Here is a 15,219-nt window from a genome sequence, read left to right as displayed (position 1 = left end):
ACCTCCGACGCGCGCGTCGGATAATCGACCCGATTCGCAGGGGCGGACGCCACATGCAACGACTGACCCAGTTCTTCCTCGCCGGCGCGTACGTGACGCTGTCGCTGTGCCTGGCGCTCGGCATCTGGCGCAGCGGCGGCGGCTGGGCGGCCGGCCTCTCGGCCCTGGTCGGCGGCCTGGGCGTGATGGGCGTGGCGCATCTGCTGGTGCGCCGCGGCCTGGACATGTCGGCCCTGCGCAGCGAGATCGGCAATATCCGCGAAGCCAACCTGATCCTGGCCCAGCAGATGGAGAAGATCGACGCCCGGTTGACCGAGGTTGTCGAGACCGTCACGGACGACGCCCTGCGCCGTTCAGAGGAGTTGGCCAGCGAGGTCCATACGCTGGAAGACGCCGTTCACCGCATGGCGGAAAAGATGGAGGCTCAGCTCTCCAGCCGCGTCGCCGCCGCCGCCGTCCCGCACGCCTTCGGCCGCGCGCCGCAGTCGGTGGCCCTGCTCGACACGGTGAAGTCGGCGCTGGCCGACAACCGCGTCGACCTCTACCTGCAGCCGGTGGTCTCGCTGCCGCAGCGGCGGACCGTCTTCTACGAGAGCTTCTCGCGCCTGCGCGACGACACCGGTCGAGTGATGATGCCGGCCGAGTATCTGTCGGTGGCCGAGCCGGAAGGCCTGGTCGCGGCGATCGACAACCTGCTGCTGTTCCGCTGCGTGCAGATCGTGCGGCGGCTGGCCAAGCAGGACCGCAAGGTCGGCATCTTCTGCAACATCTCGCTGGCCAGCCTGGCCGACGAGACCTTCTTCCCGCAGTTCCTCGAGTTCCTGTCGGCCAACAAGGACCTGGCCGGCGCGCTGATCTTCGAGCTGGGCCAGGCGGCGTTCGAGCGCCGCGGCGCGGTCGAGGCCCGCCACATGGCGCGACTGGCCGACCTGGGCTTCAAGTTCAGCCTCGACAAGGTCGTCGACCTGGACCTCGACTTCCAGGATCTGTCGCGCGCCGACGTGAAGTTCATCAAGGTCGGCGCCCAGATGCTGCTCGAGCAGCTGGAGGAGACCGAGGGCCGGCTGGTGCTGAATTCGCTGCCGGACCTGCATGCCGCCGACTTCGCCCGCCTGACCCGCCGCTACGGCGTCGAGGTGATCATCGAGAAGGTCGAGGCCGAGCGCCAGATCGTCGACATCCTCGAGCTCGACTTCGCGTTCGGCCAGGGCCACCTGTTCGGCGAGCCGCGCGCCATCCGCGACGCCGTGCTGGCCGAGTCCGAGCCGCCGGCCGACTTCATGCGCGCCCAGATGCGCCGGGCCGTCGGATACTGAGCTTGACGGCCGCGTCGGACCGCTGACGGGCCTTGCCCCGATGACTGGCCGCTCCTAGCGTGCGGCCAGTTTCATTTCGGGGGACACCCAGCATGCGGATCATCGCGGCGGCGAGCCTGGCGCTCGCTCTGATGACGACGGCTTCCGGCGCGGCCTACGCCCGCCCGTTCACGGCCAAGGACCTCGCCACCCAGGAACGGATCAGTGATCCGCGGGTGTCGCCGGACGGGCGCTTCGTCGTCTGGAACCTGCGCACCACCGACTGGGACGGCAACAAGGGCGTCAACGCGCTGTGGCGGCTCGATCGCACCATGGCCGGGGCCAAGCCGGTCGTCGTCAGCGACGACGAGAAGGCGCCGACGGCGGCGCGCTGGTCGGCCGACGGCAAATGGCTCTACTTCCTGTCCAGCAAGTCCGGCTCGCGCCAGGTGTGGCGCACGGCGGCGGACGGAACGGGCAAGGCCCAGGTGACCAGCCTGCCGCTCGACATCGGCCATTTCGAGCTGTCCGGCGACGGCCGCACCCTGGTGGTCGGCGTCGACGTGTATCCGGACTGCGCCGACCTCGCCTGCACCAAGACCCGCGATGAAGCCAAGGCCAAGGAGAAGGCCAGCGGCCAGACCTTCGTCGACGGCGCCCTGCCGCGCGGCTGGGACAGCTACCAGGACGACAAGTTCGTCGGCCTGTTCACAGTGCGGCTCGACACGCCCGGCGCGCCCGCCGACGCCATTCCGCTGACCAAGGGGTTGAAGGCCGACATCGGCGACGCGACGGTCAGCCGAGACGGCCGCACGGCCTGGTACGCGGCCCTGCCGTCCGGCGTCTCCAGCGGGACCGGCCCGGTCTCCAGCCTGTACGTGGTGCCGACCGACGGCTCGGCGGCGCCCAAGGCCCTGGGCGCCGCCGACAAGACCTCGGAGGGCGGCCTCGCCCTGTCGCCGGACGGAACGAAGCTGGCCTATGTCTCCGAGACCGGCCCGGTGATGATCGCCCAGCGCTCGGCGATCATGGTCCGCGACCTGAAGTCCGGCGCGGTGCGCGAAGTCGCGCCCGGCTGGGACATCCACAATGTCAGCCTCGCCTGGGCGGCCGACGGCAAGCGCCTGCTGGCGACCGCGCCGAGCCTCGGCCAGACCAAGCTGTTCTCCATCGACCTCGCCAGCGGCAAGCCCTCCGAACTGGTGTCCGGCGGCACGGTCAGCGGGTTCGACTCCGCCGCCGGCGTGACGGTCTACATGGGCGAGAGCCTGACCTCGCCGCCGCAGATCCAGGAACTCACGAGCGGCGCGCCGCGTGTCCTGGTCGAGGCGGCCAAGACCCAGATGGCCGAGACCCCGATGGCCGCCGCCGAGCAGTTCAGCTTCTCGGGCTGGAACGGTGAAACGACCTATGGCTACGTCATCAAGCCGTCCGGCTGGGAGGCCGGGAAGAAGTATCCCGTCGCCTTCCTGATCCACGGCGGACCGCACAGCAGCTTCGGCAACGCCTGGTCCTACCGCTGGAACCCGCAGGTCTGGGCCGGCATGGGCTATGCGGTGGTGATGGTCGATTTCCACGGCTCGACCGGCTACGGCACGGGCTTCGCGCAGTCGATCGTCGGCCACTGGGGCGACCGCCCGCTGGAAGACCTGCAGAAGGGCTGGGCCGCGGCCCTGGCGAAGTACGACTACCTGGACGGCGGCCGCGCCTGCGCGCTCGGCGGCTCCTACGGCGGCTACATGGTCGCCTGGATCGCCAGCCAGTGGAAGGAGCCGTGGAAGTGCCTGGTCAACCACGCCGGCCTCTTCGACACCCGCGGCTTCGCCTATTCGGCCGATATCCCGAACTTCGCCGAGGAGCAGTTCGGCGGCCTCACCTGGTCCGACCCCGCCGCGGCCGAGCGCTTCAATCCCTCGACCCATGTGAAGGACTGGAAGGTTCCGATGCTGGTCATCCACGGCGCCCGCGACTACCGCGTGCCGCTCGACCAGGGCATCTCGGCCTACACCGCCAACCAGCGTGTCGGCGTTCCGACCCAGTACCTGCACTTCCCGGACGAGAACCACTGGGTCCTCAAGCCCCAGAACTCGGTCCAGTGGTACGGTGCGGTCGAGGCGTGGATGAAGAAGTACACGAAGTAGGCCGTGCGTCCTTCGAGACGCTCGCTCGAGGCTCGCTCCTCAGGATGACGAGCTCAGAGCATCGCTGAATTCGTCATGGTGAGGAGCCGGGCTTCGGCCCGGCGTCTCGAACCACGCATCGTTTTTCCGGTTTCGATCGCAAGCATCGGAATGATCCAAGGCTCGCGCGAGCGCAGCATGGCTCCACCACGTGAAAGGAGCCATGCCATGGCCTACGACACCGACGACGCCCGCTGGACGGCCGTCGTGACCCGCGACCAGGACGCCGACGGCGAGTTCCTGTTCGCCGTGACCACCACCGGCGTCTACTGCCGGCCCGGCTGCAGCGGCCGGCCGCTGCGGCGCAACGTCCGTTTCTACGACACCGCCCGGGCCGCCCGCGCCGACGGCTTCCGCGCCTGCAAGCGTTGCCGGCCGGACGAGGCGCGGGAGACGCTGCGCTGGACGACGGTCGCCACCGACCTGGGGGCGGCCCTGGTCGCGGCGTCGGACGCCGGCCTGCGGGCGATCACCCTGGGCGACGACGCGGCGGCCCTGCGCGCCGACCTGTCCGCACGCTTCCCGAAGGCCCGGCTGGTTCAGGACGCCGGCGGGCTCGGCGATCTGGCGGCCAAGGTGCGGGCGCTGATCGCCGACCCGACCGCCGGCGCCGAGCTGCCGCTCGACGATCGCGGCACGGAGCTGCAACGCGCCGTCTGGAAGGCCCTGCGCGCCATCCCGCCGGGCCGCACGGCCAGCTACGCCGAAGTGGCCCGCGCCATCGGGCGGCCGGAAGCGGTGCGGGCGGTGGCCCAGGCCTGCGGCGCCAATCCGCTGGCGGTGCTGACGCCCTGTCATCGCGTGGTGCGGTCCGACGGCGGCCTGTCCGGCTACCGCTGGGGCGTCGAGCGCAAGCGCGCCCTGCTGGTCCGCGAGGGAGCGGCGGCGTGAACCTTGGCGTGCTGGACTGGAAGCGTATCGCCTCGGACCTCGACGCGCGGGGATGGGCCTTGACCGGGCCCGTCCTCGATGCGGACGACTGCGCGGCGCTGGCGGAACTCTACGAACAGGAGGCCGGCTTCCGCAGCCGGGTGGTGATGGCCCGCCACGGCTTCGGCCAGGGCGAGTACCGCTACTTCAGCTATCCGCTGCCGGATGCGGTGCAGACCCTGCGCGAGACGCTGTATCCGCCGCTGGCCTGGGTCGCCAACCGCTGGACACAGCGGCTGGTCGGCGACCGCATCTTCCCGGACACGCTGGACGAGATGCTGGGGCGCTGCCACGCCGCCGGCCAGCAGCGGCCCACGCCCCTGCTGCTGAAGTACGGCCCCGGCGACTACAACTGCCTGCACCAGGACCTGTACGGCGAGCATGTCTTCCCTCTGCAGGCCGCCTTCCTGCTGGACGAACCGGGCGTGGATTTCGAGGGCGGCGAGTTTGTCCTGGTCGAGCAGCGTCCTCGCCAGCAGTCCGCGCCCCAGGTCGTGCCGCTGACCAAGGGCCAGGGCGTGATCTTCGCCGTGCGCGAGCGGCCCCACGCCGGCGTGCGCGGCGTTCACCGGCGCGTGCTGCGACACGGGGTGTCGGAGGTTCGCAGCGGCCGCCGCCGCGTGCTGGGGGTGATCTTCCACGACGCGAGCTGAACGGCCCTGCGTGGTTCGAGACGCGGACCTGAGGGTCCGCTCCTCACCATGACGGAGGTGGGTGCGTCCTGCCGAATTCGTCATCCTGAGGAGCGAGCCCTCAGGCGAGCGTCTCGAAGGACGCATTGACCCGGCCGCCCGCGCCGGTTAGCCGACCGGGCATGACCGCTTTGCCCGCCGGCCTCGCCGAAATCGCCGACCGCTACGATGTTCTGCTCAGCGACGTCTGGGGCGTGATCCACAACGGCCGGGAGAGCTTCCCGGAGGCCTGCGAGGCCCTGGTCCGGTTCCGGGCCGAGAAGGGGCCGGTGATCCTGATCTCCAACTCGCCGCGTCCGGCCAGCGACGTGGTCGCCCAGCTCGACGCCCTGAAGGTGCCGCGCGAGGCCTGGAGCGCCTTCGTCACCTCCGGCGACGCCACCCGCGCGCTGCTGAGTCAGCGCAAGGCGACCGGCCGCGCCTGGCGGATCGGCCCCGATCGCGACTGGCCGCTCTACGAGGGCCTGGGCCTGGAGTTCGGCGACGCCGACACTTCCGCCTTCGTCACCGTGACCGGCCCCTACGACGACGATGTCGAGACCCCTGAGGACTACCGCGAGCGGTTCGTCGGCCCGGCCTCGCGCGGCCTGCCGATGATCTGCGCCAACCCCGACCGGGTCGTGCAGCGCGGCGACAAGCTGATCTACTGCGGCGGCGCCCTGGCCGACCTCTACAAGGAGCTGGGCGGCGAGGTGCTGATGGCCGGCAAGCCCTACGCCCCGATCTACGACCTCAGCCTGTCGGAGGCCTCGCGCCTGCTCGGCCGCACGGTCGACGAGCGTCGGGTGCTGTGCATCGGCGACGGCGTCCACACCGACGTCCAGGGCGCCGAGGATCACGGGCTCGACTGCCTGTTCATCGCCCGCGGCATTCACGGAGAGGCGGCGATGGGGCCGGACGGCAAGCTGTCGGCGGCCGGCGTCGACGCCCTGCTGGCGGCGGAGGGCGTGAAGACGACCTACGCCATGGCCGATCTGGAATGGTGATTTAGGAGCGCAGAATGTCGGGCCTGTTCCTCGAAGATCTCTCCGTCGGCCAGTCGGCCGAACTGACCCGCACGGTGGCGGAGGCGGATGTCGTCGCCTTCGCCGACGTCAGCGGCGACCACAATCCCGTTCACCTGGACGAGGCCTTCGCGGCGACCACGCCGTTCAAGACCCGCATCGCCCACGGGATGCTGTCGGGGGCCTACATCTCGGCCCTGATCGCTGGGAAGCTGCCGGGGCCGGGCGCGATCTACCTGTCGCAGAACCTGGTGTTCAAGCGGCCGGTGAAGCTGGGCGACGAGGTCACGGTGACGGTCACCATCACCGCCATCGACGAGGCCAAGGCCCGCGTCACGCTGGCGACCGTCTGCACCGTCGGCGGCAAGACCGTGGTCGACGGCGAGGCCGTGATCATGGCGTCGCGCAAGGCCGCCTGATGACCGTCCGCATCGTCCACGGCTGGAAGACCCTGCCCGAGAGCGACCGCGGCGCGGCCGTGGCGCTGGGCAACTTCGACGGGGTCCATCGCGGCCACCAGCAGGTGATCGCCGGCGCCGTCGAGGCGGGGCGGCGGCTGGACGTCCCGGTGGGCGTGATCAGCTTCGATCCGCATCCGCGTCGCCTGTTCCATCCGGACGAGCCGGCGTTCCGCCTGATGACCGCCGAGCAGCAGGCCCGGGCGCTGGGCGCGCTGGGCGTGGATGTCTTCTACGTGCTGCCGTTCGACTTCGAGATGGCCAACTTCAGCGACGAGGGCTTCGCGCGGCATGTGCTGCACGAGGGGCTGGGCGTGAAGCATGTCGCCGTCGGCTTCGACATCTCCTTCGGCAAGGGCCGCACCGGCAGCCCGGAGCTGATGCGCAAGTACGGCGAGCAGCTGGGCTTTTCCGTCTCGGTCGCCGAGGCGGTGGGCGAGGGCGCCGAGAAGTACAGCTCGACCGCCGTGCGCCGGGCCCTGCGCGACGGTCGTCCGGACGAGGCGGCGCATATCCTGGGCCAGCCGTTCGCGATCGAGGGCGTGGTCCGCCGCGGCCAGCAGCTGGGCCGCCAGCTGGGCTTCCCGACCGCCAACGTGTTCATGGCGGACTATGTGGTGCCGAAGCTGGGCGTCTACGCGACGCGCACGCGCCTGCCCGACGGCCGCGTCGTGCCGGGCGTGGCCAACATCGGCAACAACCCGACGACGGGTGAAGTCGAGACCCGGCTGGAAGTCTGGCTGTTCGACTTCGACGAGGACCTCTACGGCCAGGTGATCGAGACCGGACTGGTCGCCTTCCTGCGCCCGGAGGAGAAGTTCGCCTCGATCGACGAGATGGTCGACCAGATCCGCCGCGACGAGGCGGCGGCGCGGAAGATCGTCGGCTGACGGATGCTCCCCTCTGGGGGAGCTGTCAGCGAAGCTGACTGAGGGGGTCTGCGGCCACAAGGAACCCCCTCCGTCTCGCCTGCGGCGAGCCACCTCCCCCAGAGGGGAGGATCCAGACGTGCAAAACGCACGATGCTCTGCTACAGCCCCGCCCGATGACTTCGGTTCGGAAGAGCTCGCGAATTATCCGCCCGGCGTGACGCCGCCGGGAACGGCCGCGCATTGCCGGGACGTGACCCCGCACCCTTCCGACCTATCCCGAGAAAGTCCCCATGGCCGACGACGCCGCTTCCCCGCGCGATTACCGCGACACCGTGTTCCTTCCCGAGACCCCCTTCCCGATGCGGGCGGGCCTGCCGAAGAAGGAGCCCGAGATCCTGGCCGGCTGGGCGGACCAGGACCTGTACCACGCCCTGCGCAAGGCCCGGCAGGCGGCCGGCGCGCCGCTGTTCGTGTTCCATGACGGCCCGCCCTACGCCAACGGCGCGATCCATATCGGCCACGCGCTGAACAAGCTGCTCAAGGATTTCTCCTGCCGCAGCCGCTTCGCGCTCGGCTACGACGTCGACTTCATCCCCGGCTGGGACTGCCACGGCCTGCCGATCGAGTGGAAGATCGAGGAGGAGTACCGCAAGAAGGGCCGCCGCAAGGACGACGTCCCGACGGCGGAATTCCGCGCCGAGTGCCGCGCCTACGCCGGCCACTGGATCGGCGAGCAGATGAAGGGCTTCAAGCGGCTGGGCGTCCTGGCCGACTGGGAGCACCGCTACTCGACCATGGACTTCACCAGCGAGGCGACCATCGTCGCCGAGTTCCAGAAGTTCGTGATGAGCGGCCAGCTCTACCGCGGCTCCAAGCCGGTGATGTGGTCCCCGGTCGAGCGCACCGCCCTGGCCGACGCCGAGGTCGAGTACGCCGACCACGTCTCGCCGACGGTGTGGGTGAAGTTCCCGGTGCAGGGCGGCGACGCCTCCGTCGTGATCTGGACGACCACCCCCTGGACCATCCCGGCCAACCGGGCGGTCAGCTACAACCCGCGCATCGACTACGGCGTCTACGAGGTCGAGGCGCTGGAGGAGAACCTGGAGTTCCAGCCCTGGGCCGCGCCCGGCGACAAGCTGATCCTGGCCGACAAGCTGGCCGAGGACGTGCTGAAGGCCGCCAAGGTCGCCAAGTGGAAGCGCGTCGCGACGGCTGACCTGGACGGTGTGACGCTGAGCCACCCGCTGGCCAAAATGGACGCCGGCTACGGCTTCAAGGTCCCGATGCTGGCCGGCGACCACGTCACCGACGACGCCGGCACGGGCTTCGTGCACACCGCGCCGGGCCATGGCGCCGACGACTACCTGGTCTGGCTCAAGAGCAAGGCCCAGCTCGACGCCGCCGGCATCGATTCGGCGATCCCCGAGACCGTCGACCCGGACGGCGCCTACTATCCGCACGTGCCGCTGTTCGCCGGCCTGAAGGTGCTGGAGACCGAGGGCAAGAAGTCCGGCAAGTTCGGCCCGGCCAACGGCGCGGTCATGGAGAAGCTGATCGAGGCGGGCAACCTGCTCGCCCGCGGCCGCCTGGAGCACAGCTACCCGCACAGCTGGCGCTCGAAGGCCCCGGTCATCTTCCGCAACACGCCGCAGTGGTTCATCCGCATGGACCAGCCGATCGAGGGCGGCGAGACCACCCTGCGCCAGCGGGCGCTGCAGGCTATCGCCGACACCGCCTTTTATCCGGAGATGGGCCGCAACCGCATCGGCGGCATGGTCGAGACCCGTCCGGACTGGCTGATCAGCCGCCAGCGCGCCTGGGGCGCTCCGCTGGCCATGTTCGTCGACAAGGTTACGGGCGAACCGCTCCGCGATCAGGCCGTCAACGACCGCATCGTTTCGCTGATGCGCGAGGAGGGCGCCGACGCCTGGTTCAACCGCCCGGCCACGGACTTCCTCGGCAATCACGATCCTGAACAGTACGAGAAGGTCGAGGACATCCTCGACGTCTGGTTCGACTCGGGCTCGACCCACGCCTTCACGCTGGAAGGTCGCGACGACAGCGGCTGGCCGGCCGACCTGTACCTGGAAGGCTCCGACCAGCACCGCGGCTGGTTCCAGTCCTCGCTGCTGGAGTCCTGCGGCACCCGGGGCCGCGCGCCCTACAAGACCCTGGTCACCCACGGCTTCACCCTCGACGAGAACGGACAGAAGATGTCCAAGTCGCTGGGCAACACGGTCGATCCGCATGTCGTGATCGCCGAGTCCGGCGCGGAGATTCTGCGTCTGTGGGCCGCCACGGTCGACTATCAGGACGACCAGCGGATCGGGAAGACGATCCTGGCCACCGTCACCGACAGCTACCGCAAGCTGCGCAACACCATGCGCTACCTGCTGGGCGCGCTGGACGGCTTCACGGACGCCGAGCGCGTGCCGCTTCCCGAGATGCCGGCGCTGGAGCAGTACATCCTGCACCGCCTGTGGACGCTCGACGGCCAGGTCCGCGACGCCTATGAGCGCTACAGCTTCAACGAAGTCGTGCGGCCGCTGCTGGACTTCTGCCAGTCGGACCTGTCGGTGTTCTTCTTCGACATCCGCAAGGACAGCCTCTATTGCGACCGTCCGGACGCCCTGAAGCGCCGCGCCTACCGCACCGTGCTGGACGCCATCTTCGAGCGCCTGACCATCTGGCTCAGCCCGCTGATGACCTTCACCATGGAGGAGGCCTGGACGACCCGCTTCCCCGAAGCCGGCTCGAACGCCTTCCGTATCTTCCCGGAGACGCCGGCGGCGTGGCGCAACGAGGCCGAGCAGGCGCGCTGGACGGCGATGGACGAGGTCATCTCGGCCGTCACCGCCTCGCTGGAGGTCGAGCGCCGCGAGAAGCGCATCGGCTCGTCGCTGGAGGCCGCGCCGACCGTCGAGCTGACGGCCGCGCAGAAGGCCCTGTTCGACGACCAGTCGGCGGCCGAGATCTTCCGCACCAGCGCCGCGGAACTGATCGAGGGCGCCGCGCTTTCCGTTCGTCCGTTCCTGGCCCAGGGCGACAAGTGCGATCGCTGCTGGCGCATCCTGCCCGAGGTGAAGGCCGACACGCGCCTGTGCCTTCGGTGCGAGGACGCCGTCGAGGCCTGGGACAAGACGCACGCCGCCTGATAACCAAGTCCGGACGGATCGACGGAGGACAGCCCGCTTGAGTTCTGACAGCCCCGACGCGACGCCGCCCAAGCCGGCGGCGCGGCCCCTGCAGGGACCGAACGCCTTCACCATCGCCCTGGCGGTGATCGTGGCGGACCAGCTGATCAAGTTCTGGATCCTCGGCAGCGTGTTTCCGAGCGCCTGCGAGCCGTTCCATCCGTCACCGGAGCTCTATACGCCGTGCACGGTCCCCGTGTTCGGTCCGTTCAACCTGAGCATGGTCTGGAACCAGGGCGTCAGCTTCGGCCTGTTCCGCGGCGAGGCGGAGTGGGTGCGGTGGGCGCTGTCGGCCTTCTCGCTGGCGGTGGCGATCGCGCTGGGCTTCTGGGCCCGGCGGGTCGAGCGGCCGCTGCTGGGAATCGCCATCGGCCTGGTCATGGGCGGTGCGATCGGCAATCTGATCGACCGCGTGCGCCTGGGCGCCGTCGCCGATTTCCTGGATTTCCAGGACCTCTGGTTCCCCTGGGTGTTCAACGTCGCCGACAGCGGCATCACTATCGGGGTCGTGCTGCTGCTGATCGACAGCGTGCGGCAGGACCAGAAACGCTAATCAAAGTTGCCGTGCGCCCAACTTTTGGCGTATCGAGGGCGTCTGTCTGAGGCCGGGGGCGGCCTGTTGGAGCTAGGCTCGATGATCTCTTCTCGCGTTCTGTGCGTCCTGGCGTTGACGGCCGCCGCCGGTCTGGGCGGTTGCCAGTCGGCCGCCAAGGCCTTGGGCGTCGCCAAGGTGACGCCGGACGAGTTCCGTGTCGTGACCAAGGCCCCGCTCGTGCTGCCGCCCGACTACTCGCTGCGTCCGCCGGCGCCGGGCGAGCCCCGTCCGCAGGAACTGCAGCCGGAGAGCGCCGCCCGCGCGGCGCTGATCGGCCAGTCCGCCGCCGCCCAGCGTTCGGACGGCGAGCGCCTGCTGGCGGCCCGCTCGGGCGCCGAGAAGTCCGATCCGCTGATCCGCTACGTCGTCGACGACGAGTTCGGCGACATCGCCCACAAGGACAAGAGCTTCGCCGACCGCGTGATGTTCTGGCGCAAGGACCAGCCGACCGCCCCGGCGCCCGCCGCCGACGGGACTTCGGCCCCGGCGCCGGTCGACGCCGCCGCCGAAGAGGCCCGACTCAAGGGCGTCACCGGCGGCAAGCCGGTGGTCATCGCCCGCGAGAAGTCGAACTGGGTCAAGCTGCCGGGTCTGTAAGGACCCGTCCCCTTCGCGGGACCGACAACGGCCGAGGCCGGCGGATGGAGGCTCTGAGGGCCTTTCGGACGCCGCGCTCGGCCGTTTTGCGTTTCTGGGCGGTCGCTCTCTCCCGCCGGGGGAGCAGGAATCGCCCGAACGTCCTACATTGATCCCATGCCCATCCGTCGTCTTCCCCCCGAGACCGTCAACCGCATCGCCGCCGGCGAGGTGGTCGAGCGCCCGGCCAGCGCGATCAAGGAGCTGGTCGAGAACTCGCTCGACGCAGGCTCGACCCGCATCGAGGTCGAGGCCGACGGCGGCGGCCTGACCCGTATCCTGGTCACCGACGACGGCTGCGGCCTGTCCGCCGACGAACTGGCGCTGGCCGTCGAGCGTCACGCCACCAGCAAGCTGGCGCCGCAGGAAGACGGCAGTTGGGACCTGCTCAACATCTCGACCATGGGCTTCCGCGGCGAGGCGCTGCCATCGATCGGTTCCGTCGCCCGGCTGTCGATCTCCAGCCGGCCCCGGGCGGGCGGCGACGCCCATGCCATCCTGGTTGAGGGCGGCGCGATGGGCGGGGTCGGTCCCGCCGCCTTCGCGGGCCAGCACGGCGCCCGGATCGAGGTGCGCGACCTGTTCTACGCCACCCCGGCGCGCCTGAAGTTCATGAAGTCGCCTCGCGCCGAACAGATGGCCATCGCCGAGGAGCTGAAGCGCCAGGCCATGGCGCACGAGGCCGTGGCCTTCACCCTGGACCTGGACGGACGCCGCACCCTGCGGCTGTCGGCCGAGCATCCCGGGCCCGAGGGGCGGCTGGCGCGGCTGGCGGCGGTGCTGGGCCGCGAGTTCCAGGACAACGCCCTGCAGATCGACCAGGAGCGCGACGGCGTGCGCCTGACCGGGTTCGCCGGGCTGCCGACCTACAGCCGCGGCAACGCCGCCCACCAGTACCTGTTCGTCAACGGCCGCCCGGTGCGCGACCGCCTGCTGCAGGGGGCCCTGCGCGCCGCCTACGCCGACTATCTGGCGCGGGATCGGCATCCGACGGCGGCGCTCTATGTCGAGCTCGACCCGACCTATGTCGACGTCAACGTCCATCCGGCCAAGGCGGAAGTGCGGTTCCGCGATCCGTCGCTGGTCCGGGGCCTGATCGTCGGCGCGTTGCGGCACGCCCTGCATGCCGCCGGGCACCGGGCCTCGACCACCGTCGCCTCGGCCGCTCTCGCCGGTTTCCGTCCCGAGGGCGGCGGTTCGCCGTCGTTCGGCGGTGGCTATCAGCCCGGGCCGTCGGCCGCCGGCTTCTCGGCCTGGCAGGCGGGCGGCTGGCAGCCCTCGCCGAGCTACCGGCCCGCCGCGCCGATGACCCTGCCCGGGCTGAACGAGGCCACCGCGCGGGTGGAGAGCATCCAGGATTGGGGGGCGCCTGCCTTCGACCAGGGCGCGTCCCAGCCGACCGCCGGAGCAGTGTTCGACCCGGTCGACTTCCCACTCGGCGCGGCGCGGGCCCAGGTGCACGAGACCTATGTCGTGGCCCAGACCCGCGACGGCATCGTCATCGTCGACCAGCACGCCGCCCACGAGCGGCTGGTCTACGAGCGCATGAAACGCGAGATGGACGAGGGCGGCGTGGTCCGCCAGACGCTGCTGCTGCCCGAGGTGGTCGAGCTCGACCCGGCCGAGGCGGAGCGGGTGCTGGCCAAGGCGGACGAGCTATCGGCCCTGGGCCTGGTCATCGAGCCCTTCGGTCCGGGCGCGGTGCTGGTGCGCGAGACGCCGGCCCTGCTGGGCGAGGCCGACGCCGCCGGCCTGGTGCGCGACATCGCCGACGACCTCAGCGAGAACGGCCAGGCGCTGGCGCTGAAGGAGCGGCTGGAGGAGGTCTGCTCGACCATGGCCTGCCACGGCTCGGTGCGTGCCGGCCGGCGGCTGAACGCCGCCGAGATGAACGCCCTGCTCCGCGAGATGGAGGCCACGCCCCACTCCGGCCAGTGCAACCACGGCCGCCCGACCTACGTCGAGCTGAAGCTGGCCGATATCGAGCGGCTGTTCGGGCGGCGGTAAGGCAGATCCGGAATCCTCTCCCGACGGGAGAGGGGGACCATCCCGCAGGGATGGTGGAGAGGGCCTAAGGCTGTTCCGTAGTTCCGAGTCGGGTCGTGATCGCACGCCGGATCTCGAATAGCGCTCCGTTGATGTCGTTCTCGACCAGATGGTCCGGCAATCTCAGCGTAGAAACGCCCCGCTCATCCAGCCACTGGTCCCGTTTCCGGTCCTGTTCGCTGCGGCCCGGAATACTGTGTGCGCCGCCGTCCACCTCCACCACCAGCCGCGCCGCATGGCAATAGAAGTCGAGGAAGAACGGCCCCAGCGGGTGCTGCCGCCGGAAGTGCAGGCCATCCAGCTGATTGGCCCGCAACAGCCGCCACAGTCTGCGCTCCGACAGGCCCATGGTCCGTCGGAGGCGCTTGGCCCGGTTGCGGACGGTGTCGCTCGTGTTCTCCATTTGTTCATGTTGAGCGTGTCTCTTGGCGCGACGCAACCGGAAAGTCGTTGGGCCCTCTCCACCACCCTTCGGGTGGTCCCCCTCTCCCAGAGGGAGAGGATTCAGACTGTTTTCGCGAACACCCGCATCCCCTCGGCCAGGTAGTCGACCAGCCCCTCCGCGACCTTGTCGTAGTGGGCGCGGAAGCCCGGATGCTCCTGGTACATGTCCGCCAGGCCGGAGTAGGCCGTCGCGTCCGGCGTCCAGAAACGTCCGACCCAGGCATGGTGTCGGGCGACCAGGGCCTGGGCGGCCGCCGAGTCGGCGGGCAGCCCGTCGGCCATGGCCTTGGCCAGGCCGGCGTTGACGGCGTCGCCTTCCGCTTTCACGGCGTCGTAGTCGGCCCGCGTCCAGCCCTTCACCGCCGCCTTCGAGGCCTCGATCCTGGCCGCCATGTCGCCGCCGTAGCGGTCGACCAGCCAGGCCTCGTACTCGCCCTGCTTCTCGGGGGCGAAGCCCTCGTAGAGTTTGTTCGCGTCCATCTCTCGCTCCTGTTCAAGGTCGGCGAGGGTGCGGTCCAGCGTGGCGAGCAGGCGGTCGTAGCGCCGGGCCTGGGCCTCCAGCTTCGCCCGATGGCCGCGCAGGGCGGCGATCCGGTCGAAGTCCGGCGCCTTCAGCACCGCGGCGATGGCCTCCAGCGGGAACTCCAACTCCCGATGGAAGAGAATCTGCTGCAGGCGCAGCAGCTCTTCGCGGCGGTACAGGCGATAGCCGTTCTCGCCGACGCGGGCGGGCTTGAGCAGGCCGATGGCGTCATAGTGGTGCAGCGTGCGGACCGAAACGCCCGACAGCCGCGCCACCTGTTTCACCGTCCATTCCTGGCCCAAGACCGTCGCTCCTCGTCGATGGACGAGGGCATCAGGCCTCACGCGGCG

The 15,219-nt window shown here is 70.1% G+C and carries 14 protein-coding genes; 12 read left to right on the top strand and 2 right to left on the bottom strand.

Annotation, left to right across the window (positions count from 1 at the left end; all coding sequences use genetic code 11):
- The first annotated feature begins 53 nt into the window (after nucleotides 1-53).
- From tipF to mutL, 12 genes are all read left to right on the top strand, one after another.
- Nucleotides 54-1,316: a flagella assembly cyclic-di-GMP phosphodiesterase TipF gene (gene tipF, locus CSW64_RS18925; RefSeq protein WP_099623558.1), complete on the top strand. Its 1,263-nt coding sequence runs from the start codon at nucleotides 54-56 to the stop codon at nucleotides 1,314-1,316.
- A gap of 92 nt (nucleotides 1,317-1,408) precedes the next feature.
- A complete protein-coding gene (locus CSW64_RS18920; RefSeq protein WP_099623557.1) occupies nucleotides 1,409-3,436 on the top strand; it encodes an alpha/beta hydrolase family protein in 2,028 nt (675 codons plus the stop codon).
- A 207-nt stretch (nucleotides 3,437-3,643) separates the two neighbouring features.
- Complete coding sequence (locus CSW64_RS18915; RefSeq protein ID WP_099623556.1) at nucleotides 3,644-4,366, top strand: methylated-DNA--[protein]-cysteine S-methyltransferase; 723 nt, start codon at nucleotides 3,644-3,646, stop codon at nucleotides 4,364-4,366.
- Nucleotides 4,363-5,058: a 2OG-Fe(II) oxygenase gene (locus tag CSW64_RS18910; protein WP_099623555.1), complete on the top strand. Its 696-nt coding sequence runs from the start codon at nucleotides 4,363-4,365 to the stop codon at nucleotides 5,056-5,058. Before CSW64_RS18915 ends, CSW64_RS18910 begins: the two co-directional genes overlap by 4 nt.
- Before the next feature lie 161 nt (nucleotides 5,059-5,219).
- Nucleotides 5,220-6,083, top strand: coding sequence for a TIGR01459 family HAD-type hydrolase (locus CSW64_RS18905; RefSeq protein ID WP_099623554.1), 864 nt, complete (start codon nucleotides 5,220-5,222; stop codon nucleotides 6,081-6,083).
- A 14-nt stretch (nucleotides 6,084-6,097) separates the two neighbouring features.
- On the top strand, nucleotides 6,098-6,520 hold the full coding sequence (locus tag CSW64_RS18900; protein ID WP_099623553.1) for a MaoC family dehydratase: 423 nt from the start codon (nucleotides 6,098-6,100) through the stop codon (nucleotides 6,518-6,520).
- Nucleotides 6,520-7,449, top strand: a complete 930-nt coding sequence (locus CSW64_RS18895; protein WP_099623552.1) for a bifunctional riboflavin kinase/FAD synthetase — start codon at nucleotides 6,520-6,522, stop codon at nucleotides 7,447-7,449. Before CSW64_RS18900 ends, CSW64_RS18895 begins: the two co-directional genes overlap by 1 nt.
- Nucleotides 7,450-7,604: 155 nt before the next feature.
- Nucleotides 7,605-7,649, top strand: a complete 45-nt coding sequence (locus CSW64_RS22195; protein ID WP_216361301.1) for a hypothetical protein — start codon at nucleotides 7,605-7,607, stop codon at nucleotides 7,647-7,649.
- 72 nt (nucleotides 7,650-7,721) lie between these two features.
- Nucleotides 7,722-10,586 (top strand): isoleucine--tRNA ligase, encoded by a 2,865-nt coding sequence (gene ileS / locus CSW64_RS18890; RefSeq protein WP_099623551.1) that lies wholly within the window; start codon nucleotides 7,722-7,724, stop codon nucleotides 10,584-10,586.
- 37 nt (nucleotides 10,587-10,623) lie between these two features.
- Complete coding sequence (gene lspA / locus CSW64_RS18885) at nucleotides 10,624-11,178, top strand: signal peptidase II (RefSeq protein ID WP_425430352.1); 555 nt, start codon at nucleotides 10,624-10,626, stop codon at nucleotides 11,176-11,178.
- An 81-nt stretch (nucleotides 11,179-11,259) separates the two neighbouring features.
- Nucleotides 11,260-11,817, top strand: a complete 558-nt coding sequence (locus tag CSW64_RS18880) for a DUF3035 domain-containing protein (RefSeq protein ID WP_099623550.1) — start codon at nucleotides 11,260-11,262, stop codon at nucleotides 11,815-11,817.
- A 156-nt stretch (nucleotides 11,818-11,973) separates the two neighbouring features.
- A complete protein-coding gene (mutL, locus tag CSW64_RS18875; protein WP_099623549.1) occupies nucleotides 11,974-13,863 on the top strand; it encodes a DNA mismatch repair endonuclease MutL in 1,890 nt (629 codons plus the stop codon).
- Nucleotides 13,864-13,927: 64 nt separating this feature from the next.
- On the opposite strand, the gene CSW64_RS18870 is transcribed toward mutL, so the two are convergent.
- On the bottom strand, nucleotides 13,928-14,305 hold the full coding sequence (locus CSW64_RS18870; RefSeq protein WP_099623548.1) for an endonuclease domain-containing protein: 378 nt from the start codon (nucleotides 14,303-14,305) through the stop codon (nucleotides 13,928-13,930).
- A 101-nt stretch (nucleotides 14,306-14,406) separates the two neighbouring features.
- Nucleotides 14,407-15,171 (bottom strand): MerR family transcriptional regulator, encoded by a 765-nt coding sequence (locus CSW64_RS18865; RefSeq protein ID WP_099623547.1) that lies wholly within the window; start codon nucleotides 15,169-15,171, stop codon nucleotides 14,407-14,409.
- Nucleotides 15,172-15,219: the final 48 nt, after the last annotated feature.

It is taken from the genome of Caulobacter mirabilis (assembly GCF_002749615.1).
Taxonomy (GTDB): Bacteria; Pseudomonadota; Alphaproteobacteria; order Caulobacterales; family Caulobacteraceae; genus Caulobacter; species Caulobacter mirabilis.
This window is presented reverse-complemented; position numbering and strand designations above follow the sequence as displayed.

What these genes read in the sequence shown, in the direction of transcription:
- tipF (WP_099623558.1), top strand. Translation starts at nt 54, where the DNA reads ATGCAACGACTGACCCAGTTCTTCCTCGCCGGCGCGTACGTGACGCTG.
- CSW64_RS18920 (WP_099623557.1), top strand. Translation starts at nt 1,409, where the DNA reads ATGCGGATCATCGCGGCGGCGAGCCTGGCGCTCGCTCTGATGACGACG.
- CSW64_RS18915 (WP_099623556.1), top strand. Translation starts at nt 3,644, where the DNA reads ATGGCCTACGACACCGACGACGCCCGCTGGACGGCCGTCGTGACCCGC.
- CSW64_RS18905 (WP_099623554.1), top strand. Translation starts at nt 5,220, where the DNA reads ATGACCGCTTTGCCCGCCGGCCTCGCCGAAATCGCCGACCGCTACGAT.
- CSW64_RS18900 (WP_099623553.1), top strand. Translation starts at nt 6,098, where the DNA reads ATGTCGGGCCTGTTCCTCGAAGATCTCTCCGTCGGCCAGTCGGCCGAA.
- CSW64_RS18895 (WP_099623552.1), top strand. Translation starts at nt 6,520, where the DNA reads ATGACCGTCCGCATCGTCCACGGCTGGAAGACCCTGCCCGAGAGCGAC.
- ileS (WP_099623551.1), top strand. Translation starts at nt 7,722, where the DNA reads ATGGCCGACGACGCCGCTTCCCCGCGCGATTACCGCGACACCGTGTTC.
- CSW64_RS18880 (WP_099623550.1), top strand. Translation starts at nt 11,260, where the DNA reads ATGATCTCTTCTCGCGTTCTGTGCGTCCTGGCGTTGACGGCCGCCGCC.
- mutL (WP_099623549.1), top strand. Translation starts at nt 11,974, where the DNA reads ATGCCCATCCGTCGTCTTCCCCCCGAGACCGTCAACCGCATCGCCGCC.
- CSW64_RS18870 (WP_099623548.1), bottom strand. Translation starts at nt 14,305, where the DNA reads ATGGAGAACACGAGCGACACCGTCCGCAACCGGGCCAAGCGCCTCCGA.